At 72.2% G+C, this 21,642-nt stretch carries 18 protein-coding genes and 1 other RNA gene; 2 read left to right on the top strand and 17 right to left on the bottom strand.

The genetic code is table 11. The features are described from left to right. Positions 1-103: 103 nt before the first annotated feature. From ACGF3J_RS00300 to ACGF3J_RS00250, 11 genes are all read right to left on the bottom strand, one after another. Entirely contained in the window at positions 104-2,425 is a 2,322-nt protein-coding gene (locus ACGF3J_RS00300; protein ID WP_161328409.1) for a UvrD-helicase domain-containing protein, read from the bottom strand. Positions 2,426-2,507: 82 nt separating this feature from the next. Then, complete coding sequence (locus tag ACGF3J_RS00295) at positions 2,508-3,293, bottom strand: zf-HC2 domain-containing protein (RefSeq protein WP_161328410.1); 786 nt, start codon at positions 3,291-3,293, stop codon at positions 2,508-2,510. A gap of 59 nt (positions 3,294-3,352) precedes the next feature. Beyond that, a complete protein-coding gene (locus tag ACGF3J_RS00290) occupies positions 3,353-3,877 on the bottom strand; it encodes a sigma-70 family RNA polymerase sigma factor (RefSeq protein WP_007450155.1) in 525 nt (174 codons plus the stop codon). Between the two features lie 184 nt (positions 3,878-4,061). Beyond that, entirely contained in the window at positions 4,062-4,652 is a 591-nt protein-coding gene (locus ACGF3J_RS00285) for a CGNR zinc finger domain-containing protein (protein ID WP_393853289.1), read from the bottom strand. Between the two features lie 370 nt (positions 4,653-5,022). Continuing rightward, the gene (locus ACGF3J_RS00280; protein ID WP_161332725.1) at positions 5,023-6,177 is read right to left on the bottom strand and encodes a uroporphyrinogen-III synthase; all 1,155 of its coding nucleotides are present in this window, start codon (positions 6,175-6,177) and stop codon (positions 5,023-5,025) included. A 107-nt stretch (positions 6,178-6,284) separates the two neighbouring features. Next, on the bottom strand, positions 6,285-7,646 hold the full coding sequence (locus tag ACGF3J_RS00275; protein WP_161332724.1) for a NarK/NasA family nitrate transporter: 1,362 nt from the start codon (positions 7,644-7,646) through the stop codon (positions 6,285-6,287). A gap of 135 nt (positions 7,647-7,781) precedes the next feature. Continuing rightward, positions 7,782-8,693, bottom strand: coding sequence for a hypothetical protein (locus ACGF3J_RS00270; RefSeq protein ID WP_161332723.1), 912 nt, complete (start codon positions 8,691-8,693; stop codon positions 7,782-7,784). 82 nt (positions 8,694-8,775) lie between these two features. Further along, the gene (locus tag ACGF3J_RS00265) at positions 8,776-10,086 is read right to left on the bottom strand and encodes an acyltransferase family protein (RefSeq protein WP_161332722.1); all 1,311 of its coding nucleotides are present in this window, start codon (positions 10,084-10,086) and stop codon (positions 8,776-8,778) included. Beyond that, positions 10,083-12,284 (bottom strand): polysaccharide deacetylase family protein, encoded by a 2,202-nt coding sequence (locus ACGF3J_RS00260; protein ID WP_161332721.1) that lies wholly within the window; start codon positions 12,282-12,284, stop codon positions 10,083-10,085. The genes ACGF3J_RS00265 and ACGF3J_RS00260 overlap by 4 nt, the downstream gene beginning before the upstream one ends. Continuing rightward, the gene (locus tag ACGF3J_RS00255) at positions 12,284-13,432 is read right to left on the bottom strand and encodes a translation initiation factor IF-2 (protein WP_161332720.1); all 1,149 of its coding nucleotides are present in this window, start codon (positions 13,430-13,432) and stop codon (positions 12,284-12,286) included. Before ACGF3J_RS00255 ends, ACGF3J_RS00260 begins: the two co-directional genes overlap by 1 nt. 301 nt (positions 13,433-13,733) lie before the next feature. Continuing rightward, positions 13,734-14,705, bottom strand: a complete 972-nt coding sequence (locus tag ACGF3J_RS00250; RefSeq protein ID WP_161332719.1) for a LysR family transcriptional regulator — start codon at positions 14,703-14,705, stop codon at positions 13,734-13,736. Positions 14,706-14,788: 83 nt separating this feature from the next. On the opposite strand from ACGF3J_RS00250, the gene ACGF3J_RS00245 reads away from it, so the two are divergent. Further along, positions 14,789-16,096, top strand: a complete 1,308-nt coding sequence (locus tag ACGF3J_RS00245; RefSeq protein WP_393853288.1) for an MFS transporter — start codon at positions 14,789-14,791, stop codon at positions 16,094-16,096. 242 nt (positions 16,097-16,338) lie between these two features. On the opposite strand, the gene ssrA is transcribed toward ACGF3J_RS00245, so the two are convergent. The 5 genes from ssrA to ftsE all read right to left on the bottom strand — a co-directional run bounded on the left by ssrA (position 16,339) and on the right by ftsE (position 20,253). Next, positions 16,339-16,738: a transfer-messenger RNA gene (ssrA, locus tag ACGF3J_RS00240) on the bottom strand. A gap of 104 nt (positions 16,739-16,842) precedes the next feature. Next, positions 16,843-17,322 carry an SsrA-binding protein SmpB gene (gene smpB, locus ACGF3J_RS00235; protein ID WP_052841735.1) on the bottom strand — a complete coding sequence of 160 codons (480 nt, stop codon included), beginning with the start codon at positions 17,320-17,322 and terminating at the stop codon, positions 16,843-16,845. 45 nt (positions 17,323-17,367) lie between these two features. After that, entirely contained in the window at positions 17,368-18,546 is a 1,179-nt protein-coding gene (locus ACGF3J_RS00230; RefSeq protein ID WP_393853287.1) for a S41 family peptidase, read from the bottom strand. 68 nt (positions 18,547-18,614) lie between these two features. Next, positions 18,615-19,532, bottom strand: a complete 918-nt coding sequence (gene ftsX / locus ACGF3J_RS00225) for a permease-like cell division protein FtsX (protein WP_064728178.1) — start codon at positions 19,530-19,532, stop codon at positions 18,615-18,617. A gap of 31 nt (positions 19,533-19,563) precedes the next feature. After that, on the bottom strand, positions 19,564-20,253 hold the full coding sequence (gene ftsE, locus ACGF3J_RS00220) for a cell division ATP-binding protein FtsE (protein ID WP_043372426.1): 690 nt from the start codon (positions 20,251-20,253) through the stop codon (positions 19,564-19,566). 214 nt (positions 20,254-20,467) lie between these two features. On the opposite strand from ftsE, the gene ACGF3J_RS00215 reads away from it, so the two are divergent. After that, positions 20,468-20,659 carry a hypothetical protein gene (locus ACGF3J_RS00215; RefSeq protein WP_161330910.1) on the top strand — a complete coding sequence of 64 codons (192 nt, stop codon included), beginning with the start codon at positions 20,468-20,470 and terminating at the stop codon, positions 20,657-20,659. 123 nt (positions 20,660-20,782) lie between these two features. Here ACGF3J_RS00215 and ACGF3J_RS00210 read toward each other — a convergent pair whose 3' ends face one another. Continuing rightward, positions 20,783-21,589, bottom strand: coding sequence for a hypothetical protein (locus ACGF3J_RS00210; RefSeq protein ID WP_393853286.1), 807 nt, complete (start codon positions 21,587-21,589; stop codon positions 20,783-20,785). Between the last annotated feature and the right edge of the window lie 53 nt (positions 21,590-21,642).

Here is a 21,642-nt window from a genome sequence, read left to right as displayed (position 1 = left end):
GAGCGACCACTTGCCGCGAGGCGAGCATGGCGGGTCGGTGCCACCTAGACGAAGAGACGAGAGGCCCGCGCCGTCCACGGCGCGGGCCTCTCGCACGTCCGCCTCAGTCGCGGAGCAGGTCCGGCACCCCTCGGGCGTCTGGCTCGTCCCGCTCGCTGGAGACCACCGTGAGCTGCTGGGTGGCCCGGGTCAGGGCGACGTACAGGACCCGCAGCCCGGCGGGCGACTCGTCGGCGATCTCGGCCGGGGAGACGACGACCGTGGCGTCGTACTCGAGCCCCTTCGCCTCCAGGCTGCCGAGCGCCACCACACGGTCACCGAGCCCGGCCAGCCGGCGCCGGGCCTCCTCGCGCCGGTTCATGGCGACCACGACGCCGACGGTGCCGTCCACCAGGCCGAGCAGCCGGGCCGCCTCCGCGCGGACGGTGTCGAACAGGGAGTCCTCCGCGACGACGAAGCGCGGCTCCACGCCGGTCGAACGCACGGCCGACGGCGAGGTGGCGCCCGGCATGGCGAGGGCGAGCACCCGGGCCGCCAGTTCGGCGATCTCCGCCGGGTTGCGGTAGTTCACCGTCAGCTCGAAGCGGCGCCGCGGACGGGTGCCCAGGGCCTCGTCGCGGGCCTCGGCCGCCTCGTCGGGGTCGGACCAGGAGGACTGGGCCGGATCGCCCACGACGGTCCAGGTGGCGTGCCGGCCGCGGCGGCCCACCATCCGCCACTGCATCGGGGTGAGGTCCTGCGCCTCGTCCACGATGACGTGCGCGTACTCGGTGCGTTCCTGCGCCAGCCGCTCGGCGCGCTCCCACTGGGTCTCCTCGCGCTGCGGCATCAGCTCGTCCAGGCCGGTCAGCTGGTCCAGCGGGTCGGCCTCGCGCCGCTTGCGGGGGCGGGCCGGGGTGCCGACGATCGCCTGGAGTTCGTCGAGCAGGGCGACGTCGTGCACGGAGCGGCCCTCGCGCCGCAGCGAACGGGCCACCTTGCGGACCTCGCCCGGGTTCAGGACGCGCCGGGCCCAGCGGCCGAGGCGCCGCTCGTCCGCCATGGCCGCCAGGACGGCGCCCGGGGTCAGCTCCGGCCACCAGGCGTCCAGGAACTCGGTGAAGGAGTCCTCGGAGCTGACGTCCTCGTCGAAGGAGGAACGCAGCTCGGCGGCCAGCTCCGGGTCGCTGTGCCGGGTCCCGGCGCCGGACTTCTCCCACAGGGCGTCCAGCAGCAGCCGGCGGGCGCGGGGGCGCAGCAGGTTGACCGGGGCGGTGCCGCCGAGGACGGTACGGCGGATGGAGGCCAGTTCCTCGGCCTCCAGTTCGAGTCGGCGGTTGAACGCGACGACCCTCAGCAGGGTCGGCGAGTCGGCCGGCTCCAGCGCGCCGCGCGCGGCCTTGCGCAGCACCCGGAGCATGCGCGAGGACCCCTTGACGCGGGCGGTGGCCGGGGAGTCGTACAGCGTGGCCTCGCCACCCGCGGCGTCGTCGGCCAGGGAGCCGATCGCTCGGATGGCGACCTGGCCCTCCTCGCCCAGGGAGGGCAGTACGCCCTCGGTGTACGCCACCAGCAGCGGGGTCGGCGAGACGATCAGGATGCCGCCCGCGTAGCGGCGCCGGTCCTGGTAGAGCAGGTACGCCGCCCGGTGCAGGGCGACGGCGGTCTTGCCGGTGCCGGGGCCGCCCTCCACGTAGGTCACGGAGGCGGCGGGGGCGCGGATCACGCGGTCCTGCTCGGCCTGGATGGAGGCCACGATGTCCCGCATGGTGTGCGTGCGGGCCTGGCCGAGCGCGGCCATCAGGGCACCGTCGCCCACCACGGCCAGTTCCTCGCCGGCCAGCCGGGCCGTGACCTCGGGCCGCATGAGGTCGTCCTCGACGCCGAGGACGCGCCGCCCCTTGGAGCGGATCACCCGGCGGCGCACGACCCGGCCCGGATCGACCGGCGTCGACCGGTAGAACGGGGCCGCGGCGGGCGCCCGCCAGTCGATGACCAGCGGCGCGTACTCCTGGTCCAGGACGCCGATGCGGCCGATGTGCAGGGTCTCGGCGATGTCGGCGGTGTTGTCGGGCCCGAGGGCGCCCTCGGCGGGCTCGACCGCCGTGTACGCGCCGTCCGGGCCCTTCTTGCCGTCCTTGCCGAGGAGCAGGTCGATGCGGCCGAACAGGAAGTCCTCGAACTCGTTGTTCAGGCGGTTGAGGTGGATGCCGGCCCGGAAGACCTGCGCGTCGCGCTCGGCCAGCGCGCCGGGCGTGCCGACGTGACCGCGCTGGGCGGCGTCGTGCATGAGGAACTCGGCCTCGTGGATCTTCTCCTCGAGGCGGCGGTACACCCGGTCGAGGTGTGCCTGTTCCACGCTGATCTCTCGGTCCCGTACGGAGTCCTCCCGTACGGGGTCGTGCACCGAGCCGACCGCTGAATCCTGTTGAGCCTGTGCGGCCACCGGGCCCCCTTCTGACGTGCTGGGCAGCCGTCAAAGGTACGCGAAGGGGGGCCCGGAAGCCACGGCACGCCTGGGAACCCGGCTACGCGTCCACCTCGACCAGCCGCTCACCGTCGAAGGTCATGACCTCGAAGTGGTCGATCTGGTTGGGGTCGAAGGCGGCGCCGCCGTGCACGTAGAGCGGCTTCTTGGCCTTCTCCGTGGTGGCGTCCGGGATGCCGTAGCCCCAGTCGGGGACCGTCCAGGAGCTCAGGGTCTCCCGCTCGCCGTTCTTGCCGACGGCGATCAGGGAGCACTTCTCGGGCCCCTTGACGTTCTTCAGCTCCAGGACCGCCTCGGTGCCCCAGGCCTTCTTCTCCAGGGCCACGGTGGCGCTGACCTCGGTGGCCGGGTCGGTCGCGGTGACCCGGTCGGGCATCGCGGCGAAGGCGGACTCGGCGGGGCTGCCGGTCTGCTCCTGGGAGGCCTCGGTCTTGCGTCCGCCCCCGTCGTCGCCACCGCCACCGCCCGTGGTGGCCACGGCGGCGAACGGGCCGCCGATGATCAGCGCGGCGGCGGTGCCCACCAGGTAGAAGTTGCGCCGGCGCTTGCTCGCGCGGCGCTCGGCGACCTCGTCGACGAGCTTCTCGGACAGCCGTGGGCTCGGCTTGGCGGTGAGCGACTCGGCGATGGCCGGCGTACCGGCACCGGGCAGGTCCGCGAGCGCGGCCATCATCGGTTCCATCCCGGCCAGCTCGTCGAGTTGCTGGGCGCACCACTCGCAGGTGGCGAGGTGTGCCTCGAAAGCGGTTGCTTCCGCGTCGTCGAGAATCCCGAGGGCGTAGGCGCCGACGGTCTCGTGTTCGTTCGGCGCCGGTGATCCCTGCATGGGGACAGAATTACCCGTATCCCCCGGACCGAACCCCTGAACTCCCCCGTACCCGCTCATCACGCCGTCACCCCCCGCTCCTCCAGTGCCAGCTTCATCGAACGCAGGGCGTAGAACACCCGGGAGCGAACGGTGCCGCTGGGTATGCCCAGTGTCTGCGCCGCCTCATTGACGGTACGCCCCTTGAAGTACGTCTCGACGAGGACCTCACGGTGAGCCGGGGTCAGGTCGTCGAGCGCGTCCGACAGCGTCATCAGCCACAGCGCCTTGTCGATCTCGTCCTCCGCGGGGATGACCTCCAGCGGCGACGGATCGACCTCCTGCGGCCGGGCCTGCCGGCTGCGGTGGCCGTCGATGACGATGCGCCGGGCGACCGTCACCAGCCAGGGGCGTACCGATCCGGTCGCACGGTTGAGCTGACCGGCGTTCTTCCAGGCACGGATGAGCGTCTCCTGGACGACGTCCTCGGCGCGCTGCCGGTCCCCCGCGACCAGCCGCAGCACATAGGCCAGCAAGGGGCCGGCGTGCTCGCGGTAGAGCGCGCGCATCAGCTCCTCGTCGGGTTCCGAGGACGATTGGGACATGCGATGTCGGGCCCTCGCACCACGTTCATTGGCCACGACGGAATCCTTGCGCACGCCCACCTCCGATGTCCGGGGGTTCCCCCAGTCGGTCGCTCGCCCATTCGGTACGGACGGGAAGTGCGGGGTGTTCAAAGTGAGATGACAGTTTTCTCGGGGCGGTGTGACGAAGGGGGCGTGGTGTCACTTATCGGGCGAGGGCGGCGCGGCGGCGGTGCCGGGCGACCCGCTCGCGGTTCCCGCAGACCTCGCTGGAGCACCAGCGCCTGCGGTGCCCGCGGGAGGTGTCCACGTAGAGGATCGGGCAGTTGTCTCCCTCGCACTGCCTGAGGCCGGCCCGCGCCACGGGGTCGGTGAGCAGTTCCACGGCGTCCCGGGCGAGGGCGCCGAGCAGCGCCGCGCACTGCGGCGGCCCGGTCAGCTCCCGGGTCAGCGCGCCGTCCTCGCCGTGCACCGCGCGCGGGGCCGGGGGCGCGGCCAGGGCCAGGTCGTTGACGCGGGCCAGCGCGAGGTCGTAGCGGCGGGTGCGGGGGGCCGGCCGGGCGCGCACCAACCGGGCGGTCTCGCGGCGCAGTTCGCGGAAGCCGGTCAGCCAGCCGGCGTCGGCGTGGGCCAGCGGGGTGCCGGGCGGGACGAGCCCGGAGCCGGCGATCCAGGCGCGCAGCACGACCACGGAGCCGAGGCGCTCGACGGGATGGGTGGTGGCGATGAGGTCCAGGCAGATCCGCCCGGTGTCGAAGCGCAGCTCGTACGGGTCGATGGCCGTACTCATTGCCATGTTCCTGTCACCGCCTGGGGGTGGCCCGCCGGGACACGGGCTGGGAAGGGGAGCAGGTGGACCGCTCCCTCTACAGTGCCTGCCCGCACTCGCGCCCGGAACCCCTCGTACCGGTGAGGCGTGGACGCGTACGCGCGCGCCCGCGCACCCGGGCCGCGTGGCGGTCCCGCACGTGCCGTCGGCCGTCACCGGTCACACGCGCCCGGCCACACGCGCCCGGCGCCACGGCCCGCCGCAGTGGCACCCGACCGGTCTACAGGGCCGCCGCACACCGCCGTCGAGGACGCCCGCCCCGGGACGCCTCGTCGCCCGCGACCCGTCGCCTCGGCCCGGCACACGGCCCCCGACACGCGGCCGTCGCCGCGGTCCGTCAGTCGTCCGCCGTGTACTTGGCGTCCGTCGCCGGGTCCAGGGCCAGGCGGTAGCCGCGCTTGACCACCGTCTGGATCAGCTTCGGGGCGCCGAGGGACGTGCGCAGGCGGGCCATCGCCGTCTCGACGGCGTGTTCGTCGCGGCCGGTGCCGGGCAGGGCGCGCAGGAGTTCCGCGCGGGACACCACCCAGCCCGGCCGCCGGGACAGCGCCCGCAGCAGGGACATGCCGGCCGGCGGTACGGTCCGCAGCTCCCCGTCGACGAGCACCGCGTGTCCCCGGATCTCCAGCCGGAACCCGGCCACGGGCAGGGCCCGGGACCGCCCCGGGAGTTCCTGGCACAGCAGCTGGACGAGCGGGCCGAGCCGGAAGCGTTCGGGCTGGACGGTGTCGACGCCGTGCGCCTGGAGCGGCACCGCGGTGACCGGTCCGACGCAGGCGGGCAGCACGTCGTGGCCGAAGGCGGCGAGCAGTTCGGGCAGCAGACCGCGCTCCTCGGCGCGGCCCAGGAGCGAGGACGCGGCGGGCGCGCTGGTGAACGTCACGGCGTCCACGCCCCGCGACACGGCGGCGTCCAGCAGCCGGTCCACGGGCCCGATGTCCTCCGGCGGCAGCCACCGGTACACGGGCACGCCGACGACCTCGGCGCCCCCCTCCCGCAGCGCCTCGACGAATCCCGGCAGCGGCTCGCCGTGCAGCTGTACGGCGATCCGGCGGCCGTCGACACCCTCCTCCAGGAGCCGGTCGAGCACCTCGGCCATGGACTCCGACGACGGCGACCACCGCTCGGTCAGTCCCGCCGCCCGGACCGCGCCCTTGACCTTGGGCCCGCGCGCCAGGAGTTCGACCGCGCCCAACCGCTCCAGCAGGGCGTCGCCGAGTCCCCAGCCGTCGGCTGCCTCGACCCAGCCCCGGAACCCGATGGCGGTGGTGGCGACGACGACGTCCGGTGCCTGGTCGATGAGCTGCTTGGTCGCGGCCATCAGCTCGCTGTCGTCGGCCAGCGGCACGATCCGCAGCGCCGGCGCGTGCTGGACGGCGGCGCCGCGCCGCTGGAGCAGGGCACCCAGTTCGTCGGCCCGGCGGGCGGCGGTGACGCCCACGGTGAATCCGGCCAGGGGCCCGTGGTCGGGTCGCTGCTGTTCGTCGTCCATCGCTCGCCGCGCTCCGATCCTCACGCCCATCTGCGTACTCGCGTGCCGGCCGAGCCTGTCAACGGTGCGTGACAGGCTCGGTTCCGCTTCATGTCACCAGTGTTACGTCACACCTCGGCGTAGCTGAGCTGGGCCTTCGTGTCCGCCGGGTCCGCCGGGCCGTCCGGCACCCGCGGGGCCGGACGGCGAAGGTATACCGCCCAGGTGACCGCGAAACACACCGCGTAGAAGGCGAGGAAGGCGACGAAGGCCCCGGTGCCCGAGCCGGAGGAGAGGAACGACTGCCGGAAGGCGAGGTTGATGGCGACGCCGCCGAGCGCGCCCACCGCGCCGATCAGTCCCATGGAGGCACCGGAGAGGCGCCGCCCGTGGGCCACCGCCGCCTCACCCGTCAGCCCCTTGCCCAGCGCCTTGTTCTGGAAGATGCCGGGGATCATCTTGAACGTCGACCCGTTGCCGAGCCCGCTCAGCACGAACAGCACCACGAACACGGCCACGAACAGCCCGAGCGACTTCGCCATGCTGGCGGCGATCAGCACCGCGGTGGCGGTGGCCATCGCCACGAAGTTCCACAGGGTGATCCGGGCGCCCCCGTACCGGTCGGCGAGCCTGCCGCCCAGGGGCCGGATCAGGGAGCCGAGCAGCGGGCCGATGAAGGTCAGGTAGGCCGCCTGGAGCGGGGTCCGCCCGAACTGGGTCGTCAGCACCTGACCGAAGGCGAAGCTGTACCCGATGAACGAGCCGAACGTGCCGATGTACAGCACGGACATGATCCAGGTGTGCGCGTCCCGCGCGGCGTCCTTCGCGGCCCCGGTGTCGTTCTTCACGGAGGCGAGGTTGTCCATGAAGCAGGCGGCGAGGACCGCGGCCACCAGGATGAGCGGGATGTAGATGCCGAGCAGCACCCGCGGCCCGCCGCTCGCCCCGATGATCGCGAGCGCGGCCAGCTGGATGACCGGCACACCGATGTTGCCGCCCCCGGCGTTGAGACCGAGCGCCCACCCCTTCCTGCGCAGCGGGAAGAAGGCGTTGATGTTGGTCATGGAGGAGGCGAAGTTGCCGCCGCCGATGCCGGCCAGCAGCCCGACCAGGAGAAAGGTGGAGAAGGACGTCCCCGGCTCCATGACGGTGAAGGCCGCGACGGTCGGCACGAGCAGGAGCCCGGCGGAGATGATCGTCCAGTTCCGCCCGCCGAAGACGGCGACGGCGAAGGTGTAGGGCACCCGTACGACGGCGCCGACGAGGGTCACCACGGACGTCAGCAGGAACTTGTCGGCGGGCGTCAGCCCGTACTCCGGCCCCATGAAGAGGACCAGCACGGACCAGAGCGTCCAGACGGAGAACCCGATGTGCTCGGAGAGCACGGAGAAGAACAGGTTCCGCCGGGCGATCCGCTCCCCCGTCTCCTTCCAGAACGTCTCGTCCTCCGGATCCCAGTACTCGATCCAGCGGCCGCCTCGGAATGTCATGACGCCTCCACGGTGCTGCACAGCTCGATTGCCCCGAAGGTAGGAAGGGCGCGTTTCGGGCCGGTGGGGCTGTGGATGACCGGAAGGGAACGTTGCTCTCACCCGGCACCGGTGCCGGATGAGAGGTCGCGCCGGTCAGCCCTGGGGGTGCTGGGGCTGCCAGTGGGGGTTCTGCTGGGGGTGGGGCTGCTGCTGGGGCGCGGGCTGCGGAGGGTACGGCTGCTGCTGCGGGTACGCCTGGGGCGGGTACGGCTGCTGCCCGCCCTGGGGAGGCGCGTAGGGCTGCTGGGGGTACGGCTGCTGGGGCTGGGCGTACTGGGCGGGAGCCGGCTGCGCGTAACCGCCGGGGGCGCCGTAGCCACCGGGGGCGGGGTATCCGCCAGGGGCGCCGTAGCCACCGGGCGCGGCGTGGCCTGCCGGCGCCCCGCCGAACGGGTTCCCGTGTCCCGGGAGCTGCCCGCCGGGCGGCAGGTACCGCACCCGCCCGGTCTCGTCGGCCGTCGGGACGAACCCCGCCGCCTGCAACCGGGCCGCGAACCTCGCGTTGCGTTTGCGGGTGACGAGGAAGCCGACGCCCAGGAGGGCGAGGACGGCCAGCCAGATGACCGCGGCCACGACGAAGTCGTCGGACGAACCGCCCGAGCGGTAGGCGAGGACCACACAGCCGATGGTGACGCCGAGCGCGCCGTACCCCATCCGCTTCTCGGCGCTCTTGCCGGTGAGGTCGAAGTTGATCCGCGCCTTGAGGAGTTCGAAGGCGTCGGGCACGAGCGGCGGCACCGAGACCCCGTCGCCCGCGTTCGGGTACTGCGCCCAGTTCTGCGCGGCGCGGGCGCGGGCCTGCGGGCTCGGGTCGGGCACGAGCAGCATGGTGAGCGAGCCGTTGCTCCCGCCACCCTGGCGGGCGTCCGCGTACTCGTAGCCGAACTGCTGGGCGACGAAGGCGAGCTTGGCGAGTTTCTTCACGGACGCCATCGGGCTGGTCAGCTCGACCGGCTCGCCGCTCGCCATCAACCGCAGCATCTTCTGCGTCTGCCGCTTGCTCATCCCGCCTGTTCCCCCTGACCGGCTCACGCCACCGTGTTCACTTGCGCAACCGATGCAGTCTCGCACGCCGCCACGAAGGCCGTCAGCCCCGGTGTGCCGCCCGTGCCCTCGGCCGCCCGCGCGCCGCCTTCCCGCCGCCGTCCGGCCACAGCTGCGGCTTGCGCTTGGCGGCCACGTCCTCCATCCAGCCGAACCAGACGACGCAGCTCCCGATGAGCAGCCAGGCGAGGACCAGGACCGGCCAGGGGCTCTCCAGCAGCCAGGTGAAGTGCTCGTACATGACGTCGAAGCCCCACAGCTGGTCCCACACGGTGGCCGCGATCAGGATGCACACGTTGTGCCACAGGTAGATCGTCACCGCACGGGAGTTGAGCAGGGTGACCACCCGGTCCCAGCGGCGCAGCCGACGCGGCCACTCGGTCCACGACGGGCTGACGTGCAGGAGCAGCAGCACCGTGGCGAAGGACCAGACGGCCTGGGCGAAGGGGATGGAGTCCAGGTCGTAGCCGGACTTGAAGCCCTCCCCGAAGGCGTACCAGAGGCCGAGCGCACCGATCAGCGGGGCCACCGACGGCACGACGTAGCGCGGCAGCCGCTTCAGGACGCCTTCCTGGTGGGCCATGCCCAGGATCCAGCAGGCCCCGAAGGTGCTGAAGTCGGTGAGCGCGGACGGGATCCGCTCGCCCGGCAGTTCGAGGTAGCCGAACTGGAAGGCGGCCGAGAGCGCTATGGGCGCCAGGATCGTCGGCCACGGCAGCGCACGCAGCGCGCGCAGCAGCAGCGGGGAGAGCAGGACGTACCAGAGGTAGGCGCGGATGTACCAGAGCGGCCCGGCGAGGTCCGAGGCCCAGTTGTCGCCCAGCAGCCCGTGGATGCCGGACAGGCCCTCGGCGTACGGCGGGTCGCTCAGCGGCAGGATCCAGAAGGTGAGGTGGAGCCACCACCACCCCGGGTGCCCGTCGTCGTTCGGCCCCCAGCCCTGGAGCAGCATGCCGGTCACGCCCACCGCGCCGAGCAGCCACAGCGGCGGCAGCAGACGGCGCATACGGCCGCGGACGACCTGCACGGCGGGGCGCTTGAGGGAACGGGCCATCAGGTTGCCGGCCAGGGCGAACATCACGCCCATGGACGGGAACAGCACGGGCAGCCACGCCCAGCCCGTCAGGTGGTAGAGGACCACGCGGAAGAGCGCCACGGCACGCAGCAGGTCGAAGTACCGGTCCCGGACGGGCGCCCGCCGGGCCTGCTTCTGCTGGGGCAGCACCGGCGGGGCGGCGGCGGTGTCCGCGCCGACGGGGGCGTACGGAGGTGGTGCGGTCACGTACGGGGCTTTCCGGGGCGTAGCGGTCGGGTCGGGGAAGGGAGGGGCGGGGTCGTAGGGCGGGGTGGTCATCCGACCGGCCTCCCGTCCATGGCGCGGGACCGCGGGGCGGGTACGCCGGCGGCCCCACCGCCGGGTGGCGCGGACACTCCGCCGCTGCGGCGCAGCTTCTGCCAGCGCAGCCGGCCGCCGGTGAGGGCGGTGATCCAGGACTGGAGCAGCACCACGTACATGATCTGGCGGTAGAGGATCTGCTGGAGCGGCAGCGAGATGAGCGGTGTCAGCCGCTCCCGGTCCAGCCGGAAGGCGTAGGCCGCGCAGACCGCCTGGATGGCCAGGACGCCCAGCCAGGCGATGATCGTCTGCCGGGTCGGGCCGAAGACGATGCCGTAGAGCAGGAACACGTCGATGAGCGGGGCGAGCAGCGGGGCCAGCACCATGAAGAGGGAGACGAAGGGCAGGCCCACGCGGCCGAAGCGGCCCGAGGGGCCCTTCTCGATCACCGCGCGGCGGTGCTTCCAGATGGCCTGCATGGTGCCGTACGACCAGCGGTAGCGCTGGGACCACAGCTGGCTGACGGACTCCGGGGCCTCGGTCCAGGCGCGCGCGTTCTCGGCGTAGACGACCCGCCAGCCGGCCCGGTGCAGCGCCATGGTGACGTCGGTGTCCTCGGCGAGCGTGTCGTCGCTCATGCCGCCGAAGGGCGCGAGCGCGGAGCGGCGGAAGGCGCCGACGGCCCCCGGGATGGTCGGCATGCAGCCGAGGATGTCGTACATCCGGCGGTCCAGGTTGAAGCCCATCACGTACTCGATGTGCTGCCAGGCGCCGATGAGGCTGTCCTTGTTGCCGACCTTCGCGTTGCCGGCGACGGCGCCCACCCTCGGGTCGCCGAAGGGCTGGACGAGTTCGCGGACGGTGGACGGTTCGAAGACGGTGTCGCCGTCCATCATCACGACGATGTCGTACCGGGCGTTGGCCAGGCCGCGGTTGAGGGCGGCGGGCTTGCCCGCGTTGTGCTGGCGGATCACCCGGACGCCCGGCAGGCCCAGGCCCTCCACGATCCGGGCGGTGCCGTCGGTGGAGCCGTCGTCGATGACGATGATCTCGATCGGGTGGTCGCTCTCCATGAGGGAACGGACCGTGTTCTCGATGCACTTGGCCTCGTTGTACGCCGGGACCAGCACCGTCACCGGCCGGGTGACCGCCGGTCCCCAGCCGAAGCCCTTGCGGCGGACCCGGCGGGCGTGGACACCGGAGAGCAGCAGCATCAGCAGGAAGCGTCCGATGACCAGCGTGCCGATGATCGCCAGGCCCACCACCAGGACGTCGGTGAGCTTCTCCGAGGCCTGGACGAGGAAGACCCACGCCCTGCCCTTCCACAGTTCGGCGCCGGTCACCGGGCTCATCGCGCTGGGCGCGTCCAGGGCCTCGGTGAGGTTGTCGAACTCGTAGCCCTTCGCCTTGAGGTCGGGCAGGAACCGGTCCAGGGCCTGGACGGTCTGGTGGCGGTCGCCGCCGGAGTCGTGCATCAGGACGATGGCGCCCTTGCCGTCCTCGGGGGTGGCCCGGCGGATGATCTCCCCGACGCCGGGCTTCTTCCAGTCCTCGCTGTCCGTGTTGTTGACGACGGTGATGTAGCCGCGGCTGCCTATGTACTCGGTGACCGGCCAGGACTTGTCGTCCATGGCGTCCGCGAAGGAGGAGTAGGGCGGGCGGAACAGCGAGGTGCGGACGCCGGCCGCGCCGGTGATCGCCAGTTGGTTCTGCGACAGCTCCCAGTCGATCCGCTTCTTGGACTGGAAGGAGAGGTCGGGGTGGTTGAAGGTGTGCAGGCCCACCTCGTGGCCCTCGTCGACCATGCGCTCCACGAGGTCCGGGTAGCGGGAGGCCATGGTGCCGGTGACGAAGAAGACCGCGTGAGCGTCGTGCTTCTTCAGCACGTCGAGCACCCTCGGGGTCCAGGTCGGGTCCGGGCCGTCGTCGAAGGTGAGGACGAGCCGGTGGTCCGGCACGCTCAGACTCTCGGTGCGGCCGCCCCGGGCGTCGATGACCGGGCCGCCCTCCAGGATCTTCTCGGGGACGTGGGTGGTCGGCGCGGGGGCCTGGACGCGGTGGTCGGCGAGGATCTCGCTGTGCACGTAGCCGCGCAGCATGAGCATCGCCGCCAGGGCGACCAGGAGGAGCAGGGGGAGCAGCAGGCGCAGGGGCAGGCGGCGGACGCCCGCACGGGGGCTGCGCGCCGCCCCGTGACGGCGGGTGCGGGATGCCATCAGAGGGTGGTCTCCGGGGACAGGTTCGTGGACGTGGTGGTGCCGCCCGGACCGGCGGCGACGGGCGCCTCGGCGGCCCCCGCGAGAGGGGTCGTGTCGCGGGAGCCGTTGGCGTCGGCGCCGCCCTCGCCCGGGTCGGAGCCCGTGGTGGCACCGCCGGTGGGCGCGGTCGGGTCGACGGTGGTGTCGCCGCCGCCCGTCGACGCGGACGGGCCGGTGGTGACGGGCGGCGGGGCCTGCGTCGTCCCGGTGGGGCCCGGGTCCGTCGTTCCCCCGCCGCCGGGCTTCTTGTCGGTCCCGGTCTCCGTCACGCCGGAGTCGGCGGTCGTGCCGGGCTGCGGCGCGGTGCCGGCGGTGGTGCCGGGCGCGGGGGCTCCGGCGTCCGGGGTGCCGGTCACGCCGGTGCCGTCGGTGGGGCCGGTCTGCGGGGCGCCGGTGCCGGTGGCCTCGGGCGGGCCGGACCGCGAGGGCAGCGGGGTGGTGTCGACCTGGCCGGCGGGCTTGCCCTCCTCCTGGCCCGGCACGGGCAGCCAGGGGGCGTTGGAGTTGCCGGACATCAGGGTGGAGACGATGACGACGGCGTAGATCGCGCAGGCGACGCCGACGAATATGCCGAGGCGGCGGTAGAGGCGGCTGCGGCGGCCGGAGGAGTCGACGAAGACCGGTCCGTCGGAGGTCTCCCGGCCCTTTGCGCGGTGCCCGCCGTCGGCCCGGTGGAGCACACCGTCGCCGAGCAGGACGGCGTCGAGCTGGACCGTCACCTCGTGCGGGTCGTGGGTGTGCGGGGCGTCCGGGGCGTCGCCGTCCGCGGCCGCGTCCTCGTCCGGGGTCTCCTGCCAGGGGTCGCGGAGGAGGGGGACGGGAGGTCCCGGGGTGGCCGCGGCGACCTGGGGGGCCGGGGCCGTCGGAATGGCCGGGGGTATCGGGGTGGTAGGGGCGAACGGGGTCGCCTGGGCGGCCGCGTCGGTGTTGCCCCAGGTTATGCGCGGCTGCCCGCCGAAGGCGTCGGGGCCCTGGTACTCCCGGCCTATTCGGGAACCAAGTATCTCCGGCCCTCCGTGGCCGGCACTCCCCTGACGGCGCGCGCCGTCACCCGGACCGCTTCCGAACCATCCCGCACCGGACCCGCCGGACGCCGGCGCGGTCATCGGAGACCCTCCCGCGGGTGGGAAGGAGCGGGTTGGCGGAAGCACCTCGGTGGCGTCAGCATCGGGTCTTGCCTCCGGGAGATCACGACCCCCGGACTCGACCTCGGGCCACTCCGGTTGGGCGTCTTTTTGCCAATTCTTCACGCGCGCGCACTTCCCCCCACGGGACACTTCCGGGTGCGCATACGACTCCGAGCACTCGTCGGTAGAACCGGCCCCCACCAGGTTCGAGCGCCCCCTGTATCACACCGTGCTCAGGCAGAGAATGTAGCGCACGCGGAGGATCCGTGGTGGCCGCGTGTCAATTGTGGGCGGACATCACAGCGCCGTCGGCGGCCGGAATCCATCCCCCGGCGGGGGCCCGGAGCCAGTCGTTTTCGGCCGCGACCTGCGCCGCCGCCCGGCGCAACGCGTCCAGCGCGGGGTGCACCAGCCCCTTTCGCCAGACCAGTGAGACCGGCGACAGCGGCACGGGATCGACGAGCGGGCGCACGACGGTCGACGCCATGGCCGGAAAGCCCACCACCGCCAGGATCGGATGCCGCGTCTTGTCCATGATCCGCTGGAACTCCTCCTCCCCCATCGCCAGCGGAAGGGGTGGCGCCACGTCGATGCCGCGTCCCTCGAACAGGCGGTGCGCGAGGTCGGTCCACTCCGGCGTGCGCGGGTTGCCGGCCCCGGCGTACACCCGCTCCCCGGCGAGCGCGGAGAGCGGCACCTCGTCCAGCGCGGCCAGCGGATGGTCCTCCGGCAGGACGACCGCCATCGGCTCGTGGCGCACGGGCTGGTGGCCGAGCCCGGCCCGCAGCGCCGGGGGCAGTCCCGCGAACCGGCCGAAGGAGGCGTCGATGCGGCCCGCGATCACTTCGGCGGCGGCGTACGTCAGTCCGCTCTCGTAGCGCGCCATCAGTTCCTGGCCGGGGGCGAGTTCGCGCGCCCGTTCCAGGACGAGGCGGCCGGTGACCAGCCCCGGGGAGTTGAGATCGACCAGCAGCGGGCGGGCCTGTCCGAAGGCGGCCAGGAGTTCGTCCTGCGCTTGGAGGACGCGCCGGGCGTACGGCAGCAGCCGCTCGCCGTCGGCGGTCAGCGTCACCTGCCGGGTGGTCCGGACGAACAACTCGGCGCCCAACTCCCGCTCCAGGCGCCGTACGTCCCGGCTGAGGGCCTGCTGGGCGACGTACAGCCGGGCGGCGGCGCGGGTGAAGTGCAGGTCCTCCGCGACGGTGACGAAGGCGCGCAGCAGGCGGGGGTCGAGGTGGGCGGGTGCGGGCATCCGGTGAACTTACAACAGGGGTGCGTGAATGGCGACGGAGTAGGTGTTGGACCCCTCGATCGCCTCCGGGCCACGGTAGGTGCATGCCGCAACCGACCTTCGAACGCCCATCCCCGCAGGCCCCTCCCGTCGCCTTCCTCGCCGTCACCGCCGACACCCTGATCGCCGCCGACTTCCGCCCGCGCACCCGGCGCCGGCCGCCCGGCCCGTACCGGCGACTCCTCGCCACACCCGGCGCCCGAGCGTTCACGATCGGGAATCTCATGGCGCGGCTGCCCATGGGCATGTTCAGCGTGAGCGCCGTCGTCATGATCGCCGGCACCCGTGGTTCGTACGCCCTGGCGGGCGCCGTCACCGCGACGGGACTGGCGGCCACCGCCCTGGTCGCCCCGTGGACCGCGCGGCTCGTGGACCGGCACGGGCAGGCCAGGGTCGCCGTGCCCGCCACCCTGATCGCCGCGCTGGGCTCGCTCGCCCTGCTGCTGTGCGTGCGCCACGGCGCGCCCGCCTGGACCCTGTTCGCCTCCTACGCCGCCACCGCGACGACCCCCAACACCGGCGGCATGGCCCGCGCCCGCTGGAACCACCTGCTGAAGGGCGACGCCGACGCGCTGCACACCGCCAACTCCTTCGAACAGGCGGCGGACGAGCTGTGCTTCATGCTCGGGCCGGTCCTCGCGGCCTTCCTGTGCACGGCGTTGTTCCCGCAGGCGGGCACGCTCGTCGGGGTGGTGCTGCTGGTGAGCGGCATGCTGCTGTTCACCGCCCAGCGTTCGACCGAGCCCCCGGCGGCCCGGCCGCGCCCCACCGCCAAGGCCCCGCTCCGCGCCCCGGGCATCCCGCCGCTGCTGGTGGTGTGCCTCGCGATGGGCGGGGTGTTCGGGGCCATGGAGGTCGTCACCATCGCGTTCGCGGACGCACAGGGCCACCGCGCTGCGGCCGGTGTGGTCCTCGGACTCCAGGCGGCCGGTTCCTGCGCGGCCGGCCTGCTGTACGGCGCGATGAGACCGGCCGGGCCCGCGGAACACCGGCTGCCGTGGTGCGTCGCGGCGATGACGGCCCTGCTGACCCTGCCGCTGCTCGCGGCCTCGCTCACCGGCTCCCTGCCACTGCTGGCGCTCACCCTGCTGATCGCCGGGATGGCGACCGCCCCGACCATGGTCACCACCATGACGCTGGTCCAGCAGCGCACCCCCGAGGGCCGCCTGAACGAGGGCATGACCCTCGCGGTGACGGGCCTGCTCGGCGGCATCGCCTGCGGCAGCGCGGCGGGCGGCTGGACGGTCGAGCACACGTCGGCCGCGGCGGGCTACGGCATCCCGGTGACGGCGGCCGCGGTGGCCCTGATGCTCACCCTGCTGCCGCCCCGGCGGGCCCGCGCCGCCGGATGACGGCGACGGACTCGTCCCCGCCGTCGAACTCCCGCCGCGCCCGCTCGACCCCGGGCAGATTCTCGGCGGACCACTCGACGAGCGAGGCGAAGATCGGGGCCAGGCTGCGCGCACAGGCACGGGAGATCGCGGGGGCGCTGGGCGAGGAGGTGTCCTCGATGAGCCGCTCCCCTCGGAGCAGCGGCGAGAAAAACGTCGAGGGCGGCCTGGCTCGCGCTGCGCGAGCCAGGCCGCCCTCGACCTCGTGGAGATGGCGGGAATCGAACCCGCGTCCAACGGTGCGGAATCAGGGCTTCTCCGTGTGCAGTCCGCTTCGATTTTCTCAGCCCCGGAGATCACGCGGACAAGTCTCCGACGGGCTCAGTCACTGTTTGGTTTCCCTCTTCACCCCGTGACCGGGATCAAGGTTTAGTCCCCTAGCTGATGCCAGGATCCGGGTCGGGAACAGCCCCGGGCTGACACTCCCGTAGTAGGAGGCTCGCTCTGCTACCTGAGATCAGGCAGCGAGGGCGAAGGCCTGCTGGGAGGAATCGCGCTTGGTGTTGGCGATTATTTTTTTCGGCCTGTGGTTTACGAGATCATGGCCGCTTCCTCGACACGCTTCCCCTGCTTCGACAGCCGCTGTCGAAACCGATCATCCCCATGTTGATTTTTCAAGCCCTCCGAAGAGGGAGGTGCACCCGCTCCGAGGTGCGGATGCCATCGTACGTGACCAACGCACGCGGGTGCCAGCCTATTCCCGGCGGTCAGGCCCGCTGCTTGCGCCGGATCGCGGAGATCGTCCGCTCCGCCTCGCGGCGGTCCTGCTTCTCACGGAGCGTCTGGCGCTTGTCGTACTCCTTCTTGCCGCGCGCCAGCGCGATCTCGACCTTGGCCCGGCCGTCCTTGAAGTAGAGGGCCAGCGGCACGATGGTGTGACCGGTCTCCTGGGACTTCGACTCCAGCTTGTCGATCTCCACGCGGTGCAGCAGCAGCTTCCGCTTGCGGCGGGCGCTGTGGTTGGTCCACGTCCCCTGGCTGTACTCCGGCACGTGCACGTTGTGCAGCCACGCCTCGTGTCCGTCCAGCTGCACGAAGCCGTCGGCCAGCGAGGCCCGTCCCTGGCGCAGCGACTTCACCTCGGTCCCGGACAGGACGAGTCCCGCCTCGTAGGTGTCGAGGATCTGGTAGTCGTGCCGCGCCTTCTTGTTCTGCGCGATCAGCTTGCGCCCTTTTTCCTTAGCCATAGTGCAACCATTTTGGCACTACCGAGGGGGCTCACGGAAAGCCGATTACGCGGTCGGTCCCAGTCCGCTCAGTACCGTCCGCGCCCGTTCCAACGCGGCCGGCTCCGCCGGGTCGACCTCCAGGTCGGGTGTGATGCCCGTCCCGTCGACGCCGCGGCCGGAGGGGGTGCGGTAGTGCCCGACGGTCAGCTCGGCCACCGAGCCGCCGGGCAGCCGGCTCGGCATCTGCACCGAGCCCTTGCCGAAGGTGCGGGAGCCCAGGACGACCGCCCGGCCGCGGTCCTGGAGGGCGCCGGTGAGGAGTTCGGCGGCGCTCATCGTGCCGCCGTCGACGAGCGCGACCAGGGGTCTGGTGGTCTCGCCGCCGGTCTCGGCGTGCAGGGCCCGCTGCTCGCCGTCGACGTCGTACGTGGCGACCAGGCCGCCGTCGAGGAAGGCGGAGGCGGCGACGACCGCCTCGGAGACCAGACCGCCCGAGTTGCCGCGCAGGTCGAGGACGACACCCGCGCCGGACGGCAGCCGCCGCACGGCGTCGCGCACCTGAGCGCCGACGCCCTTGGTGAAGGAGCCGACCTTGATCACCGTGTCGCCGGTGGCGAGGGTGCGTACCGCCACGGGGTCCGTGGAGAGCCTGGCCCGGCGCACGGTCTCGCTCCACGCGCGTGTGCCGCGCTCCAGACCGAGCCGGACGGCGGTGCCGGCGGGCTCGGCCTCGGCGTCGCCGCGCAGTATGGCGACGACCTCGGTGACGGGCCGCCCGTCGACCCGCTCGCCGTCGACGCTGCGCAGCCGGTCGCCCTCGCGGATCCCGGCGTCGGCGGCGGGCGAGCCGGAGCGCACCCCGGTCACCTCGATGCGGCCGTCGCGCTCGCGGCGCGCGGAGAGCCCGACGCCGGTGTACCGGCCGTCCAGGGCGTCCTCCAACTCCTCGTACTCGCCGTGGGAGTAGACGGCGCCCCAGCGGTCCCCGCTGCGGCTGACCGCCCGTTCGGCGGCCTCCTCGGGGGACTTGCCGTCGGCCAGCGCCTCGGCCGCCGCCCTGGCCACCTCGTCGTGCCGCCCGGTGGGTGCGGCCGGGTGCGCGGTGTCCGACTCGGACTTCGGGTCGCTCCCGGAGAACGAGCCGGTGACCCCGCCCGCGACGAGCACACTCGCGAACACCAAGGTCAGGGCGGCCCCGTGGCGTACGCGGCGGGGCTGACAGAACAGGTCACGACCTGACATGCCGGTGAGTCTAGGACAACGCGCGAGGGCCGAACGGTCGCTTGACCGTTCGGCCCTCTTGGTATGTGTCACACCTTCAGGTACTTGCGCAACGCGAAGAACGCGGCCAACGCGGGCATCAGCAGGCTGGTGGCCAGGATGAGCGGCAGCTTCGTCAACACGGCGTCCCAGCCGATGAAGTTGATCAGGTTCAGCTTCTCCGACAGGGCGAGCCCGTGGTCGATGATGAAGTACCGGGCGACCACCAGGAAGCCGCAGGCGACACCACCGCCGATGAGCCCGGCGACGGCCGCCTCCATGATGAACGGCGCCTGGATGTAGAACCCGGAGGCGCCGACGAGCCGCATGATGCCGGTCTCGCGCCGCCGGCTGAACGCCGAGACGCGCACCGTGTTGACGATCAGCATGAGGGCGACGACCAGCATCAGCGCCATCACCGCGCGGGCGGCCCAGTTCATGCCGTTGAGGAGGCCGAAGAGGTTGTCCAGGATGCCCTTCTGGTCCTGCACGGACTGCACGCCCTCCCGGCCGTCGAAGGCGGTGGCGATGACCTGGTACTTCTCCGGGTCCTTGAGCTTGATCCGGTACGACTCCTGCATCTGGTCCGGCGTGAGGGAGCTGGCCAGCGGCGAGTCGCCGAACTGCTCCTTGTAGTGCTTGTACGCCTCGTCCTGCGACTCGTACGTGACCTTGTCGACGACGGTCATCTCGTCGAGGTCGGACATGATCTGCTTCTTCTGGTCCGCGGTCACCGCGCCCTTGGCGCAGTTGGGGTCGGACTCGGCGTCGCTCTTGTTGCAGAGGAAGACCGAGACGTTGACCTTGTCGTACCAGTAGCCCTTCATGGTGTTGACCTGGTCGCTCATCAGCAGCGAACCGCCGAACAGGGCCAGGGACAGGGCGACGGAGACGATGACCGCGAAGGTCATCGTCAGGTTGCGGCGAAGACCGACACCGATCTCCGAGAGCACGAACTGGGCGCGCATGGCGTCTCGTTAAGCCTTTCGTTCCTCGTCGTCAGTGCTGGTAGCCGTAGACGCCGCGTGCCTGGTCGCGGACGAGGCGGCCCTTCTCCAGCTCGATGACGCGCTTGCGCATCTGGTCCACGATGTTCTGGTCGTGGGTGGCCATGATCACGGTGGTGCCCGTCCGGTTGATGCGGTCGAGCAGCTTCATGATGCCCACGGAGGTCTGCGGGTCGAGGTTGCCGGTGGGCTCGTCCGCGATCAGCAGCTTGGGCCGGTTGACGAAGGCCCGCGCGATCGCGACGCGCTGCTGCTCACCGCCGGACAGCTCGCCGGGCCTGCGGTCCTCCTTGCCGCCGAGACCGACCAGGTCGAGCACCTGGGGCACCGACTTGCGGATCTCACCGCGGGACTTGCCGATGACCTCCTGGGCGAAGGCGACGTTCTCGCCGACCGTCTTGTTCGGCAGCAGGCGGAAGTCCTGGAACACCGTCCCCAGCTGGCGCCGCATCTGCGGCACCTTCCAGTTGGACAGGCGGGCGAGGTCCTTGCCCAGGACGTGCACCTGGCCGTGGCTGCAACGCTCCTCGCGCAGGATCAGCCGCAGAAAGGTGGACTTCCCGGAGCCGGAGGATCCCACGAGGAAGACGAACTCGCCCTTCTCGACCTCCAGGGAGACGTCCCTGAGGGCTGGGTGGCTCTGTTTGGGGTAGACCTTGGAGACGTTGTCGAATCGGATCACGGATGCACCACGGGTCGCCGGGGGTAGATGTGCGTGACCATACGCGAACCGGGGAGCGGACCGCAGTCACCGGTCTGGGTTGCGTATCAGTTGCACGTTTTGTCCCTGACGGGAGGGCGCGCGGGGTCCCCCGGAACCTGGCACAGTGGAAGGGGAACGTTCGTGTCGTTGCGGGCGTTGTTCTGACGGAGCCGGCGGCAAGGAGGGCGAGCGCATGACGTACGACCGGTTGGTGTGCGCGAACTGCGCGGCGCCCGTGAACGAGGGCCGGTGCCCGGTGTGCCGGGCGAACCGCGAGCGGATGCAGCAGGAGGGCCCCCTGGCGGGGCTGAACCCGATGACGCTGATCGCGCTCCTTGCGGTGCTGATCGCGGCGGTGGCCCTGCTGGCCCACCAGACCGTCTAGCAGACCGTCCAGCGGGCACGTAGGGACCCACAGGGCCTTCGAGGACATGGCAGAGGGGCCCGGAGCGCTGTGCGCTCCGGGCCCCTTCGCGTGAGTGTGCCGTGCGTAGCCTGGCGGCTACCGTCAGGCAGCGGCTCCGCCGCGGCCGTTCATCATGCGCGGCAGCAGGCGGAAGCCGATACCGCCCGCGATCATCGTGGCGGCGCCGACCAGCAGGAACGTGGTCTCCGCGGCGCCGGTCTCGGCCAGCTCGTCACCGCTGCCCTGGGCGGCGGTGTCGGAGGCCGGGGCCTCTTCGCCGGTGTCGGTCAGGGCCGAGGAGCCCTCGTCCTGGGTGACGTTGTCGTTGCTGCCGCCGTCGGGGGTGGTGTTGTCGCCGCCACCACCGTTGCCGCCGGTACCACCGGTGTTGCCGTTGCCGCCGTTGTCACCGGAACCGCCGTTGTCACCGTTGCCACCGTTGTCGCCGTTGCCGCCGTTGTCACCGTTGCCGCCGTTGTCGCCACCCTCGGTGGTGCCTTCGGACGTGCCCTCGGAGGTACCGACCGAGGTGCCCTCGGACGTGCCCTCGCTGGTGCCCTCGGAGGTGCCTTCGCTGGTGCCCTCGGACGTGCCCTCGGAGGTGCCCTCGCTGGTGCCTTCCGAGGTGCCCTCGGACGTACCCTCGCTGGTGCCCTCCGAGGTGCCCTCGGACGTGCCCTCCGTGGTGCCCTCGGTCACGCCGACCGAGGTGCCCTCGGTGGTGCCCTCAGTGGTCCCCTCGGTGTCGCCGCCGACGCTCACGCCGAGGTCGACGTTGGTGTCGCCGACACCCGCGCTGACGCCGATGTCGAGCGCCGAGGCGGCACCCGCGGCGGTCAGCGAGGCACCGGCGGCGATCACGGCGCCGGCCGCTATGCGCGCGACACGGATGCGCGTCTTCTTCGTCATGTGGTTGCTACCCCCAGTAGCCGATTAGTCAGTGAGGCCGCGCTCGGGGCCGT

Source organism: Streptomyces sp. NPDC048171, from assembly GCF_043202655.1.
In the GTDB taxonomy this organism is placed as follows: domain Bacteria; phylum Actinomycetota; class Actinomycetes; order Streptomycetales; family Streptomycetaceae; genus Streptomyces.
This window is presented reverse-complemented; position numbering and strand designations above follow the sequence as displayed.

Bases quoted from the DNA above. Each gene is read 5' to 3' on its own strand.
- ACGF3J_RS00295 (WP_161328410.1), bottom strand. From the start codon at position 3,293: ATGCAGGGATCACCGGCGCCGAACGAACACGAGACCGTCGGCGCCTAC.
- ACGF3J_RS00290 (WP_007450155.1), bottom strand. From the start codon at position 3,877: ATGTCCCAATCGTCCTCGGAACCCGACGAGGAGCTGATGCGCGCGCTC.
- ACGF3J_RS00285 (WP_393853289.1), bottom strand. From the start codon at position 4,652: ATGGCAATGAGTACGGCCATCGACCCGTACGAGCTGCGCTTCGACACC.
- ACGF3J_RS00280 (WP_161332725.1), bottom strand. From the start codon at position 6,177: ATGGACGACGAACAGCAGCGACCCGACCACGGGCCCCTGGCCGGATTC.
- ACGF3J_RS00275 (WP_161332724.1), bottom strand. From the start codon at position 7,646: ATGACATTCCGAGGCGGCCGCTGGATCGAGTACTGGGATCCGGAGGAC.
- ACGF3J_RS00270 (WP_161332723.1), bottom strand. From the start codon at position 8,693: ATGAGCAAGCGGCAGACGCAGAAGATGCTGCGGTTGATGGCGAGCGGC.
- ACGF3J_RS00265 (WP_161332722.1), bottom strand. From the start codon at position 10,086: ATGACCACCCCGCCCTACGACCCCGCCCCTCCCTTCCCCGACCCGACC.
- ACGF3J_RS00260 (WP_161332721.1), bottom strand. From the start codon at position 12,284: ATGGCATCCCGCACCCGCCGTCACGGGGCGGCGCGCAGCCCCCGTGCG.
- ACGF3J_RS00255 (WP_161332720.1), bottom strand. From the start codon at position 13,432: ATGACCGCGCCGGCGTCCGGCGGGTCCGGTGCGGGATGGTTCGGAAGC.
- ACGF3J_RS00250 (WP_161332719.1), bottom strand. From the start codon at position 14,705: ATGCCCGCACCCGCCCACCTCGACCCCCGCCTGCTGCGCGCCTTCGTC.
- ACGF3J_RS00245 (WP_393853288.1), top strand. From the start codon at position 14,789: ATGCCGCAACCGACCTTCGAACGCCCATCCCCGCAGGCCCCTCCCGTC.
- smpB (WP_052841735.1), bottom strand. From the start codon at position 17,322: ATGGCTAAGGAAAAAGGGCGCAAGCTGATCGCGCAGAACAAGAAGGCG.
- ACGF3J_RS00230 (WP_393853287.1), bottom strand. From the start codon at position 18,546: ATGTCAGGTCGTGACCTGTTCTGTCAGCCCCGCCGCGTACGCCACGGG.
- ftsX (WP_064728178.1), bottom strand. From the start codon at position 19,532: ATGCGCGCCCAGTTCGTGCTCTCGGAGATCGGTGTCGGTCTTCGCCGC.
- ACGF3J_RS00215 (WP_161330910.1), top strand. From the start codon at position 20,468: ATGACGTACGACCGGTTGGTGTGCGCGAACTGCGCGGCGCCCGTGAAC.
- ACGF3J_RS00210 (WP_393853286.1), bottom strand. From the start codon at position 21,589: ATGACGAAGAAGACGCGCATCCGTGTCGCGCGCATAGCGGCCGGCGCC.